The 13,048-nt window shown below is 71.9% G+C and carries 10 protein-coding genes; 4 read left to right on the top strand and 6 right to left on the bottom strand.

What is annotated here, in order from left to right:
* Nucleotides 1-46 precede the first annotated feature (46 nt).
* The 3 genes from ACFVS9_RS26630 to ACFVS9_RS26620 are packed head-to-tail and all read right to left on the bottom strand — an operon-like array spanning nucleotide 47 to nucleotide 3,219.
* Nucleotides 47-916, bottom strand: coding sequence for a sugar ABC transporter permease (locus tag ACFVS9_RS26630; protein ID WP_383118830.1), 870 nt, complete (start codon nucleotides 914-916; stop codon nucleotides 47-49).
* Complete coding sequence (locus ACFVS9_RS26625; protein ID WP_389936113.1) at nucleotides 910-1,926, bottom strand: carbohydrate ABC transporter permease; 1,017 nt, start codon at nucleotides 1,924-1,926, stop codon at nucleotides 910-912. Before ACFVS9_RS26625 ends, ACFVS9_RS26630 begins: the two co-directional genes overlap by 7 nt.
* Nucleotides 1,927-1,947: 21 nt before the next feature.
* Nucleotides 1,948-3,219, bottom strand: a complete 1,272-nt coding sequence (locus ACFVS9_RS26620; protein WP_389936110.1) for an extracellular solute-binding protein — start codon at nucleotides 3,217-3,219, stop codon at nucleotides 1,948-1,950.
* Between the two features lie 360 nt (nucleotides 3,220-3,579).
* Here ACFVS9_RS26620 and ACFVS9_RS26615 point away from each other — a divergent pair, with 360 nt between their 5' ends.
* Nucleotides 3,580-4,617 carry a LacI family DNA-binding transcriptional regulator gene (locus ACFVS9_RS26615; RefSeq protein ID WP_389936107.1) on the top strand — a complete coding sequence of 346 codons (1,038 nt, stop codon included), beginning with the start codon at nucleotides 3,580-3,582 and terminating at the stop codon, nucleotides 4,615-4,617.
* Nucleotides 4,618-4,693: 76 nt separating this feature from the next.
* Complete coding sequence (locus tag ACFVS9_RS26610) at nucleotides 4,694-5,689, top strand: phosphatase PAP2 family protein (RefSeq protein ID WP_389936104.1); 996 nt, start codon at nucleotides 4,694-4,696, stop codon at nucleotides 5,687-5,689.
* A 67-nt stretch (nucleotides 5,690-5,756) separates the two neighbouring features.
* On the opposite strand, the gene ACFVS9_RS26605 is transcribed toward ACFVS9_RS26610, so the two are convergent.
* Nucleotides 5,757-8,753 (bottom strand): bifunctional [glutamine synthetase] adenylyltransferase/[glutamine synthetase]-adenylyl-L-tyrosine phosphorylase, encoded by a 2,997-nt coding sequence (locus ACFVS9_RS26605; RefSeq protein WP_383118744.1) that lies wholly within the window; start codon nucleotides 8,751-8,753, stop codon nucleotides 5,757-5,759.
* Nucleotides 8,754-8,946: 193 nt separating this feature from the next.
* Nucleotides 8,947-9,735, bottom strand: coding sequence for a putative protein N(5)-glutamine methyltransferase (locus ACFVS9_RS26600; protein ID WP_389936101.1), 789 nt, complete (start codon nucleotides 9,733-9,735; stop codon nucleotides 8,947-8,949).
* 752 nt (nucleotides 9,736-10,487) lie between these two features.
* Here ACFVS9_RS26600 and ACFVS9_RS26595 point away from each other — a divergent pair.
* On the top strand, nucleotides 10,488-11,741 hold the full coding sequence (locus tag ACFVS9_RS26595) for an MFS transporter (protein WP_389936098.1): 1,254 nt from the start codon (nucleotides 10,488-10,490) through the stop codon (nucleotides 11,739-11,741).
* 51 nt (nucleotides 11,742-11,792) lie between these two features.
* Here the strand turns inward: ACFVS9_RS26595 and ACFVS9_RS26590 are convergent, their stop codons facing one another.
* The gene (locus ACFVS9_RS26590) at nucleotides 11,793-12,455 is read right to left on the bottom strand and encodes a histone deacetylase (RefSeq protein WP_389936095.1); all 663 of its coding nucleotides are present in this window, start codon (nucleotides 12,453-12,455) and stop codon (nucleotides 11,793-11,795) included.
* Between the two features lie 460 nt (nucleotides 12,456-12,915).
* Between ACFVS9_RS26590 and ACFVS9_RS26585 the strand changes: the two genes are divergently transcribed.
* Nucleotides 12,916-13,048, top strand: a 133-nt coding sequence (locus ACFVS9_RS26585) for a tectonin domain-containing protein (RefSeq protein WP_389936148.1), incomplete at its 3' end; no start/stop codon positions are given.

Raw genomic sequence — 13,048 nt, 5'->3', positions numbered from 1 at the left:
GGCGCCGCCGTGACGTGTGCGTGCGGTCGTGCGGGGACTGGGTGCGTCAGCCCTTGACGGCTCCGGCGGACATGCCGGTGACCAGGTGCTTCTGCGCGAACAGGAAGACCAGGGCGGCGGGGATCGCGATGAGTACGGACGCCGCGGTCATCGGGCCCCACTGGGCCCCGTACTGGTTGACGAACTTCTGGAGTCCGCCGGCCAGCGTGAGGTTCTCGTCACCGACCATGAAGGCGGAGGCGTAGGCCACTTCGCCCCAGGCGGTGATGAAGGAGTAGAAGGCGGTGACGGCGAGGCCGGGCTTGGCGAGCGGCAGGACGAGCCGCCAGAACGTGCCGAACGGGGTGAGGCCGTCGACCTGTCCCGACTCGTCGATCTCGCGCGGGATCGTGTCGAAGAAGCCCTTCATCATCCAGGCGCAGAAGGGCACCGAGATGGTGAGGTAGGTGATGACGAGCCCGGCCGGCCGGTTGAGCAGGCCCATGGTCGACATGATGTTGTAGATGGGCACGATGAGGACGGCCACCGGGAACATCTGGGTGACGAGCAGGGTCCACATCAGTCCGCGCTTGCCGGGGAAGCGGAAGCGGCTGACGGCGTAGCCGGTGGTGGCGGAGACGAAGACGCCGATGACGGTGGAGAGCCCCGCGACGATCACGGAGTTGCCGAACCAGCTCAGGAACTCGGTGTCCTTGATCAGGTTCGTGTAGTTCTCGAACGTCGTCTCTTTGAAGAAGTCCGTGGTCGACGCGTACTTCGCGGGCTTCAGCGAGGTCAGCAGGACCCACAGCACCGGGAAGACCGCGATCACCGAGGTGACGATCAGGGTGAGGTGCAGGGCCAGGGAGGCGGCCGGCGAGCGGTCGCCGCGCCGGCGGACCTTGCGGGCGGGGGGTGCGGTAACGGTGGTCACCAGTTGTCTCCCTGCGTGCGGAGCACTCGCCGGTACACCATGGCGAAGAGCATCAGGAGTACGAGGATCAGCACGCCCCAGGTGGAGGACTGCGCGAAGTCGCGCGGGCTGATCTCGAAGGAGAATTTGTACGCCTGGGTGACCAGGATCTGGGTGGCCTCACCGGGTCCGCCGCGGGTCAGCAGGAAGATCACCGGGAACATGTTGAAGGTCCAGATGGTGGAGAGCAGGACCACCGTGGTCGACACCGGGCGCAGCCCGGGGAGCGTGACGTGCCGGAAGCGCTGCCAGGCGGTGGCGCCGTCCATCTCGGCGGCCTCGTACTGCTCCGAGGGAATCGACTGCAGCCCGCCGAGCAGGGCGACCATCATGAAGGGCACGCCGAGCCAGACGTTGACGGCGATGACGGAGAACTTCGCCCAGGCGGGGTCGTTCAGCCAGGGTATGCCGTCGATCCCGGCGCCGCCGAGGATCTTGTTCAGCAGGCCGTTGTTCTCGTTGTAGAGGAAGCGCCAGGCGAAGACCGACACGAAGCCGGGGATGGCCCAGGGCAGGATCAGCGCCATGCGGTAGGCGGAGCGGCCGGCGATCCTGCGGTTGAGGATGTTGGCGAGGGCCATGCCCAGGCAGAAGGTGATGCTCACACAGGAGACCGTCCACACCAGTGTCCAGCCCAGCGTCCCGAGGAACTGGTTGCCGGTCAGGGCGTCGGCGTAGTTGTCCAGGCCCACGAACTCGTAGGTGGCGGGCATCTCGTTGACGCCGATGGACCGGGCGACGTTGCGCTCGTTGGCGTCGGTCAACGACAGCCAGATGCCGCGGACCAGCGGATAGCCGATGATCACGCCGATCACGAGCACGACCGGGGCGACCATGGTCCAGGCGTACCAGTGGACCGACAGGGCGCGCCGGAGCCTGCTCGGCGGAGCGGATTTACCAGTACCGCGGCTCCGGCCGCGGGCGACGTCGTCGCCCGCGGCCTTCGCCACCGACTGGCTGGTGTGGACAGCCATCAGCCGGCCTGCCTTCCTGGGTTACTTCCAGCCCTTGAGGAGCTTGCGGTAGGAGTCGCCGGTCGCCTTGGCGGCCTTCTCCGGCGTGGTCTGGCCGGTGAGGACCTTGGTGTACTCGACGTTCAGCGGGGCGAAGAGGCTGCCGGTCTCCGGGATCCAGGGGCGCTCGACCGCGGTCTCGACGACGGGCTTGAAGAACTGCACGATCTCGCTGTCCACGGCCTCCTTCTTGGAGTACGCGGAGGTGCGGGTCGGCAGCAGGTTCAGCTCACCGGCGGTCTGCGCCTGGGACTGGACCGAGGTCATGTACTCGACGAACGCGTAGGAGGCGTCGAGGTTCTTGGAGCCCGCGTAGACAGCGAGGTTGTGGCCGCCCTGCGGGGCGCCCTGACCGGCGGAACCGGCCGGCACGGTGGAGATGCCGAGGTTCGCCTTGTCGGTGAACTCCTTGCCGGTCAGCGTGTCGGCCACGGCCCAGGGGCCGTTGATCATCATCGCGACGTCGCCGTTCTTGAACGACTGCATCATGTTCTCCCAGCCGTCCGTGGCGTCGGTCTTCGCCGTCCCGGAGTCGACGAGGTCCTTCACGACACCGAACGCCTTGACGCCCGCGGCGTTGTCCACGGTGACGGTCTTCGCCTCGGCGTCGACCAGGTCACCGCCCTCGCCGTAGAGGAAGGAGAGGAAGTAGTAGGAGTCGTCGCCGCGCAGGTAGAGACCGGTCTTGCCGGTCTTCTTCTTGATCTTCTCGGCGACGGTCTTCAGGTCGGCGATCTTCGCCGGCGGCTCGACGCCCGCGTCCGCGAACATCTTCTTGTTGTAGAAGATGCCCATGGAGTCGATGACCTGCGGGACCGCGTACGTCTTGCCCTTGTACTTGGTCGAGGCGGCGGCCTGCTTGAGGAAGTCGTCCTGGTTCTTGAGCGCCGCGGTGCCGTCCAGCGGGGCGAGGTAGCCGAGGTCGGCGAACTCGGGGGTCCAGGCGACCTCGGAGCGGATGACGTCGGGGGCGCCGGAACCGGCCTGGGCCGCGTTCTTGAACTTGTTCTGCGCGTCACCGAAGGGGACGTTGACGTACTTCACGTCGACCTTCGGGTGCTCCTTCTCGAAGCCCTCGGCGATCTTCTTGAAGACCTTGTCCTCGCTGCCGACGTTCGAGGTGTCCCACCACGTCACCGTGCCGGAGAGCTCGCCCGAGCTCTTGCCGCCGCCGGACTCGTCGTCGCCTCCGCAGGCGGTCGCCGCGAGCGCCAGGGTCGCGACCAGGGCGGTGGCCGTTATGCCACGTCGCATCTGAACTCCTTCAACTGCCGTACCGCTCCGTCGCGGCGCCGGGTCGACGTGAACGTAACAAGGATGAAAGACGACCGAAAGACTTTGCGGAAGATTTCTGCAAGCGCTGCTGATCGTTACATTGGCGTGTCCGCAAGGTTGCCGTCAAGCCTCTTGACGGAAGCCCTTTCACCCTGCCCATGCCTGGCCAGGCCCGCTCCGGCGGCGGTAGGACGATCCGACCGCACCCGTCCCGCGGCGTCCGCAAGTCCTTGCAAGATGTTGCCGGGCGAAGGCCGTGGGCCGTCGGTCACGGGGGCGGACTGCCCGAATCCCGCGCATGGTGGGCAATCCGACACGCGCCCGGTACAGTCCATTGCCATGACCGCACGGCTTGCCGATATCGCAACTCAGGCGGGGGTCAGCGAAGCGACGGTCAGCCGAGTCCTGAACGGCAAGCCCGGTGTAGCGGCGGCCACCCGTGAATCCGTCCTCGCGGCGCTCGACGTCCTCGGCTACGAACGCCCCGTGCGGCTGCGCCGGCGCAGCGCCGGTCTCGTCGGCCTGATCACGCCCGAGCTGGAGAACCCGATCTTCCCCGCGCTGGCCCAGGTCATCGGCCAGGCGCTCACCAGGCAGGGCTACACGCCGGTCCTGGCGACCCAGACGCCGGGCGGCTCCACCGAGGACGAGCTCACCGAGATGCTCGTGGACCGCGGGGTCTCGGGCATCATCTTCGTCTCCGGACTGCACGCCGACACCTCCGCCGACATGCAGCGCTACGAGCAACTGCGCGCCCAGGGCGTGCCGTTCGTGCTGGTCAACGGCTTCTCCCCCAAGGTGCAGGCCCCCTTCATCTCCCCCGACGACCGGGCGGCGATGCGGCTCGCGGTGACGCACCTGGTGGCTCTCGGCCATCAGCGCATCGGGCTGGCGGTCGGGCCCAAGCGCTTCGTGCCGGTGCTCCGCAAGATCGAGGGGTTCCACGCCACGATGCGGGAGCATCTGGGTCTGACCGCCGACGCGGTGGAGGAACTGGTCCAGCACTCCCTGTACACGCTGGAGGGCGGCCAGGCGGCCGCCTCGGCGCTGATGGAGCGCGGCTGCACCGCGGTGGTGTGCGCGAGCGACATGATGGCGCTCGGCGCCATCCGCGCGGCCCGCAGGCTCTCGCTGGAGGTCCCCCGCGACCTCTCGGTGGTCGGGTACGACGACTCGCCCCTCATAGCGTTCACCGATCCGCCGCTGACCACGATCCGGCAGCCGGTCACGGCGATGGGCCAGGCCGCCGTGCGCACGCTGCTGGAGGAGATCGGCGGCACCCCCGCCCCGCACAGCGAGTTCGTCTTCATGCCCGAGCTGGTCGTACGAGGTTCAACGGCCTCGGGCCCCTCCCCGGCGGCCCGAACACGTCGGTGACGTGCTGGATGTGCGACCGGGACCCGACCGGAGGATCATCGGGCAGACGGGGACGTATCTGGCAGACTCTGCGCCTATGGGTGAATCGCACGTGACCACACAGGAAGACCGCACGGCGGCCACCCCGGCACCCGTCGCGGACGGAGGGACGGTGTCCGGTTCCACGAGGGCGATCACCCCGGCACGTGTGCGCGACCGCCTCTCCCTCAGCTCGCTGCGGTCCCCGCGCCGCCCGCGTCTGTGGTTCGAGATCCTGCTCATCGCGGTCAGTTACTGGCTCTACTCGCTGGTGCGCAACGCCGTTCCCGAGCAGAAGGCCGCGGCCCTGCTGAACGCCGACCGGGTCTGGTCCTTCGAGCAGACCCTGGGGCTCGGTTTCGAGCGGGCGGTCAACCACGCGGTCAATTCGGTGACATGGCTGATCGTGTCGATGAACTACTACTACGCGACGCTGCACTTCATCGTGACCATCAGCGTGCTCGTCTGGCTGTTCCGCAGGCATCCGGGCCGCTACGGGGCCGCCCGCCTGGCCCTCTTCGCCACCACGGCGGTGGCCCTGCTCGGCTACTACGTCTTCCCGCTCGCCCCGCCCCGCCTGATGCACGGCGGGGGCTTCGTGGACACGGTGATGCTGCACGAGACGTGGGGCTCGATGGCCTCGGGCAACTTCAAGCACATGTCGAACCAGTACGCGGCCATGCCGTCCATGCACATCGGCTGGTCCCTGTGGTGCGGTCTGACGGTCTGCGCGCTGGCCAAGGCGCCCTGGGCGCGGATCCTGGGCGCGCTGTACCCCGTGGCCACCCTGGTCGTGATCGTGGCGACGGCGAACCACTTCTGGCTGGACGCGGTGGGCGGGATGGCCTGCCTCGCGTTCGGCATCGCGGTCTCCTACGCCTGGTACGGGGCGCTGCCGCACCGCCTCCCGAAACAGCTGGAGCGCCGCCGCCCGGGCCGTCTGCGCGCCGTGCGCAGACCACCCGCCCGGGCACCGGAGCCACGGCCCCGGCCCGAGGCGTCACCGGCGGGCGCGTCCGGATCCGGCGCGCAGGGCCCGCCACCGGGCGGCTGAGGACCACGGCACACCGCCCCGCCCGCGCCCCGTCCCCATTCCCGCCCCGGGAGCAGGGGCGGGACCCTCATCCGGCGGCGCCGTAGAACCTCTCCTCCACCACGGCCCGTGCCCGCCTGGTGATCCGCCGGTAGTCGTCCAGCATGTCGCCCACGTGCCCGGGCTCGTAGCCGAGGTACCGGCCGACCGCCGTCAGCTCACGCGGGTTCGAGGGGAACGTGTCGCCGGGCCGTCCCCGCACCAGCATCACCGCGTTGCGCACCCGGGAGGCCAGCACCCACGCCTCGTCCAGCGTCTGTGCCTCCTCGGCCGGGATCAGTCCCGCCGCGCACGCCGCCGCCAGCGCCTGCCTCGTCCGGGTGGTCCGCAGCCCGGGTTCCTGCCACGCGTGCTGCATCTGCATCAGCTGCACGGTCCACTCGACGTCGCTCAGCCCGCCCCGGCCCAGCTTGGTGTGGAGCGTCGGGTCGGCGCCGCGCGGCATGCGCTCGGACTCCATGCGCGCCTTGAGCCGCCGGATCTCCCGGACCGCCTCCTCCCCCAGCCCCTCCGTCGGGTAGCGCAGCGGGTCGATGAGCTCGACGAAGGCGCGGCCCAGCTCCTCGTCGCCGGCCATCGGCTCGGCGCGCAGCAGCGCCTGGCTCTCCCAGACGAGCGACCAGCGCCGGTAGTACGCACCGTAGGACTTCAGGGTCCGCGCCATGGGCCCGGTCTTGCCCTCCGGCCGCAGGTCGGCGTCGATGAGCAGCGGCGGGTCCGCGGTGGGCAGCTCCAGCAGTCTGCGCATCTCCGTGACGACGGCGTTGGCGGCGCGGGCCGCCTCCTCGTCGCCGACCCCTTCGCGGGGCTCGTGGACGAACAGGACGTCCGCGTCCGAGCCGTATCCCAGCTCGTGACCGCCGAAGCGGCCCATGCCGATGACGGCGAACCGGGTCGGCAGGGTGTTGCCCCACCGTTCGCGGACGGCGGCGCGCAGCGCCCCGGAGAGCGTGGCGGCGTTCAGGTCGGTGACCGCGGAGCCGACCCGGTCGACCAGGGCTCCGGGATCCGTCTCGGCGGGGTTGTCCTCGGTGCCGTAGGACCCGATGATGTCGGCCGCGGTCGTGCGGAACAGTTCTCGCCGCCGCACCCCGCGTGCCACCGCGACGGCCGCCTCGGCCCCCGGGGCCCGGCCGACCGCGGCGAGCACCTCCTGCTCCAGGTGGCCGCGGCTGCGCGGCTTCAGCCCTTCGGGGTCGCCGAGGATGGCGACGGCCTCCGGGGCGCGCATCAGCAGGTCGGGGGCGAGCCGGCCGGCGGACAGGACCCGGGCGAGGTTCTCGGCCGCGGCGCCCTCGTCCCGCAGGAGCCGCAGATACCACGGGGTCTTGCCGAGCGCGTCCGACACCTGCCGGAAGCCGAGGAGCCCGGCGTCCGGATCGGCGGAGTCCGCGAACCAGCCGAGCAGCACCGGCAGCAGGGTGCGCTGGATCGCGGCCTTGCGGGAGACGCCCGACGACAGGGCCTCCAGGTGCCGCAGCGCCGCGGCGGGATCGGCGTAGCCGAGGGCCTCCAGACGGACTCCGGCGGCCTTGGCGCTGAGCCTGCTCTCGCCGGGCGCGAGCTGGGCGACGGCGTCCAGGAGCGGCCGGTAGAACAGCTTCTCGTGCAGCCGCCGCACGACGGAGGCGTGCCGCCGCCACGCCCTGTTGAGCTCGGCGACGGGGTCCGTGCGCAGCCCGAGGGAACGGCCGAGCCTGCGCAGGTCGGCCTCGTCCTCGGGGACCAGATGGGTGCGGCGCAGCCGGTAGAGCTGGATGCGGTGCTCCATGGCGCGCAGGAAGCGGTACGCCTCGTCCAGTTGCGCGGCGTCCGCCCGCCCGACGTACCCGCCGTCGGCGAGGGCCCGCAGGGCCTCCAGGGTGGAGCCGACGTGCAGGGTGCTGTCGCTGCGGCCGTGGACGAGCTGGAGCAGCTGGACGGCGAACTCGACGTCGCGGAGCCCGCCGGGGCCGAGCTTGAGCTCCCGGTCGACACGGTCGACGGGGATGTTGTCGACGACGCGGCGGCGCATCTTCTGCACGTCGCCGACGAAGTTCTCCCGGTCGGCGGCGTGCCACACCAGCGGCGACAGGGCCTCGACGTACTCCGCGCCCAGTTCGGGGTCGCCGGCGACGGGCCGGGCCTTGAGCAGTGCCTGGAACTCCCAGGTCTTGGCCCAGCGCTGGTAGTAGGCGAGGTGCGAGGACAGGGTCCGTACCAGTGGCCCGTTGCGGCCCTCGGGGCGCAGGTTGGCGTCCACGGGCCAGATCGTGCCCTCGACGGTGGTGTCCGAGCAGATCCGCATCATGTGGGCGACCAGCCGGGTGGCGGCCTGCATGGCGCCGCTCTCCTCCGCGCCGTCGATCGGCTCGCCGACGAAGATCACGTCCACGTCGGACACGTAGTTCAGTTCGTGTCCGCCGCACTTGCCCATGGCGATGACGGCGATCCGGCACTGGGCGGCGTCGGAGGGCGCGTCGGCGCGGGCGATGGCGAGCGCCGCCCGCAGGGTGGCCGTCGCGAGGTCGGCGAGCTCGGCGGCGACCTCGGCGACGTCCGTCGTCCCGCACACGTCCCGTGCCGCTATCGACAGCAGGGACCTGCGGTAGGCGACGCGCAGCGAGTCGGGGTCGACGGCGTCGCTGAGCATGGTCTCGAACTCGGGGACCCCGGGGTGCAGATCGGTGGCCTCGTAGGTGACCAGCACCTGCCAGTCCCGTGGATGCCGCGCCAGGTGGTCCCCGAGTGCCTCGGAGGCGCCGAGGGCGCCCAGGAGCCGGTCCCGCAGCGGTTTGGCGGTGACGAGCGTGTCCAGCAGGATCTGCCGTTCGCCGGCCTCCTCGGCCTCCACGAGCCGCACGAGGCCGTTCAGGGCCAGGTCGGGGTCGGCCGTCGCCCCGAGGGCTTCGAACAGCACGGGGTCCGCCCGTACGGAGGAGAGCTCGGGCAGATCCAGCAGCCGTTCGGCGGCCGACGGATCGGTGAAGCCGTGCCGGAGCAGTCGGGTGAACGTACTGCTCCTGCGTCCCGGCACCGTCGTCATCCCGTGTCTCCTGCCCGCCGATCCCACATATCCGCCCTTCGAGCCTAGCCCCGCGCCGGCGGATCCGGTGCCGGGGCGGGCCCCGTGACGGCGGACGCGCCGGCCCTTCGCCCGAGCGGCGGTCCGCCGGTCCGCGTCCTCGCGGCGGGCCTTCGGCCGGGCGGCGTCCGCGGCCGCGCTCCCCCGGCCCCGGTCACCGGGGTCTGGTCCCGACGACGACGGTGGCGTACAGCTCGTCGGAGACGACGACCCGTGCGACCAGCCCGCTGCTCCCCACCGTCTCCTCGGCCCGCGCCGCCTGCCGTTCGCTCGTCTCGACCAGCAGGCTGCCGCCCGGGGCCAGCCACCGGGGTGCCTCCGCGACGACGCGCCGCATCACGTCGAGCCCGTCGTCGCCCCCGTCGAGCGCGACGCGCGGCTCGTGGATGCGCGCCTCGGCGGGCAGGAGCCCGACGTCCTCGGTCGGTACGTACGGGACGTTGGCCAGCAGGACGTCCACCCGCCCGCGCAGCACGCCGGGCAGGGGTGCGAAGAGGTCGCCCTCGTAGACCGTGCCGAGCCCGCCCACATTGCGCCGGGCACAGCGCACGGCGGCGGGTTCCACGTCGGTGGCGTGCAGTTCCACTCCGGGCAGCGACGACGCGAGGGCGCGGCCGAGCGCCCCGGTACCGCAGCAGAGGTCGACCACGACGGCCCTCTCGGGCGCGAGCGCCACGGCCTGCCGGACGAGGAACTCCGTACGCCGCCGGGGCACGAAGACCCCGGGGTCCGCGTCGATCCGCAGCCCGCAGAACTCGGCCCAGCCGAGCACGTGTTCCAGCGGCAGGCCGGCGACGCGGCGTTCCAGCATGGCCGCGAGTCCGGCGGGGTCGGCCGCCGTGGAGAGGAGGAGTCCGGCCTCGTCCTCGGCGAAGACACAGCCGGCGGCACGGAGCCTGGTGACGAGCGTGGCGAAGGTGAGCGGTGGGGCGAATTCCTGCACGGTGCGGAGCCTTTCGGGGTGACCGATGGGCGCTCCGCGGTCGCTCAGGCCCGACGGGCCGGACGACGGCGAGGGGCGAGCGCCCAGCCTGCTGAAGCGGTAATGGGTCTCACCTCCTGGGTCGGTCCCGGTCTCGGGAGGGGTCACACTACCGGAACGACGGCGCCCGCCTCACCGTTCGGACACTCCGCCCGGGGGCCGGTGGGCAGCGGCCCCCGGGCAGCGGGCGCAACCCGTACGCGGCACCTCGCCCGAAGGCCGACGGGCGGCGGGCGGAGTGAGGCGGCCAGCGGGCGCAGGGCCGCACGCGTGTCCCACCTGGGGGGCCGGCGGGCGGAGTGCGGCAGCCGGCGGGCGCAGGGCCGCACGCGTGTCCCACCTGGGGGCCGGCGGGTAGCTCGCGTCGGGCGCTGTACGCGTGCTCCACCCGGGGCCGGCGGGCAGCGGCGCCCGGGTGGGACGCACAGGCCGGCGGGCAGCGGACGTACGACCGTACGCGCACCTCGCCGAGGCCGGTGCGCAGCGGGCGGCCGGGCCGGGCGACGGGCCGGGCCGCAGGCGTCCACGGGCCGCCACCACGGGGGGCACGGCCGGCCCGTGGCGGATCTCCCGCATCGGGCCGGGACCTGGCGTTCCGTGCCTCCACGGCCCCGCGGAACACACTTCCTCTGCCCTGATCGAGAGTGTACGTTCGTACATATCGAGCCCGGGGTGGAGTCCACCCCGCCGCATCCTCCTGAAAGACGTGCCTGATGGACCTGGCCACCCGTCGCCGCCGAACGGCGTTGTTCCTCTTCTTCCTCCTGCCCGGCTTGTCGATCTCGTCCTGGGTGACACGGACGCCTGACATCAGGGACCAACTGGGCGCCTCCACCGCCCAGATGGGGCTCGTCCTGTTCGGCCTGTCGGTCGGCTCCATGCTCGGCATCCTGAGCTCAGGGGCCCTGGTGGCACGGTTCGGCACCCGGCCGGTCATGGGTGTGGGGACGGTGCTGGTGATCATCAGCATGGTGGTGATCGGCTGCGGGGCCCTGCTCTCCTCCGCGCCCACCGTCACGGCCGGGCTGTTCCTCTTCGGCGCCGGGATGGGCGGCAGTGAGGTCGCGGTCAACATCGACGGCGCCGAGGTCGAACAGATCCTCGGCCGGACGGTACTGCCCACGCTGCACGGCTTCTTCAGCCTCGGCACGGTCGTGGGGGCCGCGGTCGGCATCCTGTTCACCGCCATCGAGTTCCCGGTGCAGTGGCACCTGGGCGCGATAGCCGTCATCGCCGCCGGGATGTTCCTCCACGCCTTCCGCGCCATCCCCGCGTCGGTCGGCAGGACCAAGGGGCTCAGCCCGGCGGACGGCGGCTCGGCGGCGCCCCGGGCCGCGGTCTGGAAGGACGGGCGGCTGCTGCTGATCGGCGGGATCATCCTCGCCATGGCCCTGGCGGAGGGCGCGGCCAACGACTGGCTTCCGCTGCTCATGGTCGACGGCCACGGCGTGGACCCGGCGCTGGGATCGGCCGTGTACGCGGGCTTCGCCGCCGCCATGACGATCGGCCGTTTCGGCGGGGGCTTCTTCATCGACCGCTTCGGCCGGGCTCCCGTCGTCCGCGCCAGCGCACTGTCCGCGGCCCTCGGACTCACGCTCGTGATCTTCGCCGACTCCCCCGTACTCGCGGGCGCCGCCGTGCTGTTCTGGGGCCTCGGGGCCTCGCTCGGCTTTCCCGTCGCGCTGTCCGCGGCGGGCGACTCGGGCCCCGACCCGGCGGCCCGCGTCAGCCTGGTCGCGATGATCGGTTACATCGCCTTCCTCGTCGGGCCCCCCGGCCTCGGCTTCCTCGGCGACCACTACGGGCTGCGCTCCGCCATGATCGTCGTGCTGGCGTTCGTGGCCGCGGCGGTCTTCCTCGCCCCGGCCATCGGTACCCGCCGCGGTGCGTCGCCGGAGGTGCACACCGCGCGGGCGCCCGCTCCCGACGTGGCCCCGGACGCCCCGCGGGTCACCCGGGGCGAATGAGCGCACGGGAGCGGGCCACGGTGGCGTCCGCACCGCTTCCCGTCCCCCCGGTCAGGTCCCGAGCAGTTCCCGGACCGCCTGCCGGGACCACCGGCCGCCGACGCCGCGCGCCGACGCCAGGTAGGCGGCCACCTCGGCCGCGTCCCAGGCGCCCGCGTCCACCAGGCCGGAGGCGATCAGGCGCAGATAGGCGGGCGACGGCGGTACCGGTTCCACCTCGTCCGCCCTCCACGGGGCGGTGAAGGTCAGGACGGGCAGCCCGTCCAGCCGCCCCGGGCAGACCAGGGTCTCGTAACGGCCGCTTCCCAGCCTGGCCACGCCCGATTCCAGGACCTCGCCGAGGTCCAGGTCCTCACCCGGTTCCCCGTACATCTCCTGGACGGCGATGTCCGCGAACTGCGAGGCCGTGACGAGGTGGGCGCGGGCGTACACCCGTCCTCCGCACCCGGGGTCGTAGAAGGCCCGTCCGCCGCCCCAGACCGGCGACCGGGTCGCGAAGTAGAGGGCACCCGGGAGCTCCACGGGCACGGACCGGGCGGGCGGGCGCCGGTCCCGGCACCCCGGATACACCCGGCCGGCCCCGGGCGGTCTGCCACCCCCGATGTAGCAGGCGAGCCGGCCCAGGTGCGTGTTGGAGCCGTAGGACGTGTACCAGACACGCTCCGGCGCGGGTTCGCCCGCCGTCAGCGGCTCGATCCGGCGTACGTCGGCCACCCGGTACCTCCTCGCTGCGCCCCGTGCCGGTCCGCCGACGGCCTCCGGGGCGGCGGCGCTCCGGTCCCGCACCCACGCTCCCACGCCGGACACCATCGCCGCGCCGGTCCCCGCGCCGTGTCGCCGCGCCCGGCCGGGATCCACGGAACCGTCAGGACCGGCCACCCCGGCACCGCTCCCCCCCACGGGACCGTCCAGGGGTGGACAACACCCGCGGGCACGCGCGGGGTTCAGGTCTCGCTCCGGGCGCGCCCCCTCCCCTCCCCTTGTGGGTTACGGACGATCCGGCCTACTCGCGGTGAGACCTACGGACCACGGGCCCAGCGTTGCGAGGAGCACAGGAAACCAAACGGCGACTTTTCGGATCGGTTCCCAGGCCGGCCGGCACACCGGGCCGTTTCACCGGTCCTTCCCGGCAGCAGGATTCCCCTCGCAAGGTTCGAGGTAAGGGGACAGGAAAATGGCTGACTGGAAGAACGTCTCCGGTGGTCTCACTTCAATCTCCGTCGGGTCCAGGACCCACGTCTGGGGCGTCAACTCCCTGGGCCAGATGTACCGCTACACCGGCCACGACACCAACCCCTGGGTCGGTA

The organism is Streptomyces sp. NPDC058008, assembly GCF_042886395.1.
Taxonomy (GTDB): domain Bacteria; phylum Actinomycetota; class Actinomycetes; order Streptomycetales; family Streptomycetaceae; genus Streptomyces.
The sequence above is the reverse complement of the archived record's forward strand: the minus strand, read 5'-3'. Positions and strand labels throughout refer to the sequence as shown.

Coding starts and splice junctions, on each gene's coding strand:
- ACFVS9_RS26625 (WP_389936113.1), bottom strand. CDS start 1,926: ATGGCTGTCCACACCAGCCAGTCGGTGGCGAAGGCCGCGGGCGACGAC.
- ACFVS9_RS26620 (WP_389936110.1), bottom strand. CDS start 3,219: ATGCGACGTGGCATAACGGCCACCGCCCTGGTCGCGACCCTGGCGCTC.
- ACFVS9_RS26615 (WP_389936107.1), top strand. CDS start 3,580: ATGACCGCACGGCTTGCCGATATCGCAACTCAGGCGGGGGTCAGCGAA.
- ACFVS9_RS26610 (WP_389936104.1), top strand. CDS start 4,694: ATGGGTGAATCGCACGTGACCACACAGGAAGACCGCACGGCGGCCACC.
- ACFVS9_RS26605 (WP_383118744.1), bottom strand. CDS start 8,753: ATGACGACGGTGCCGGGACGCAGGAGCAGTACGTTCACCCGACTGCTC.
- ACFVS9_RS26595 (WP_389936098.1), top strand. CDS start 10,488: ATGGACCTGGCCACCCGTCGCCGCCGAACGGCGTTGTTCCTCTTCTTC.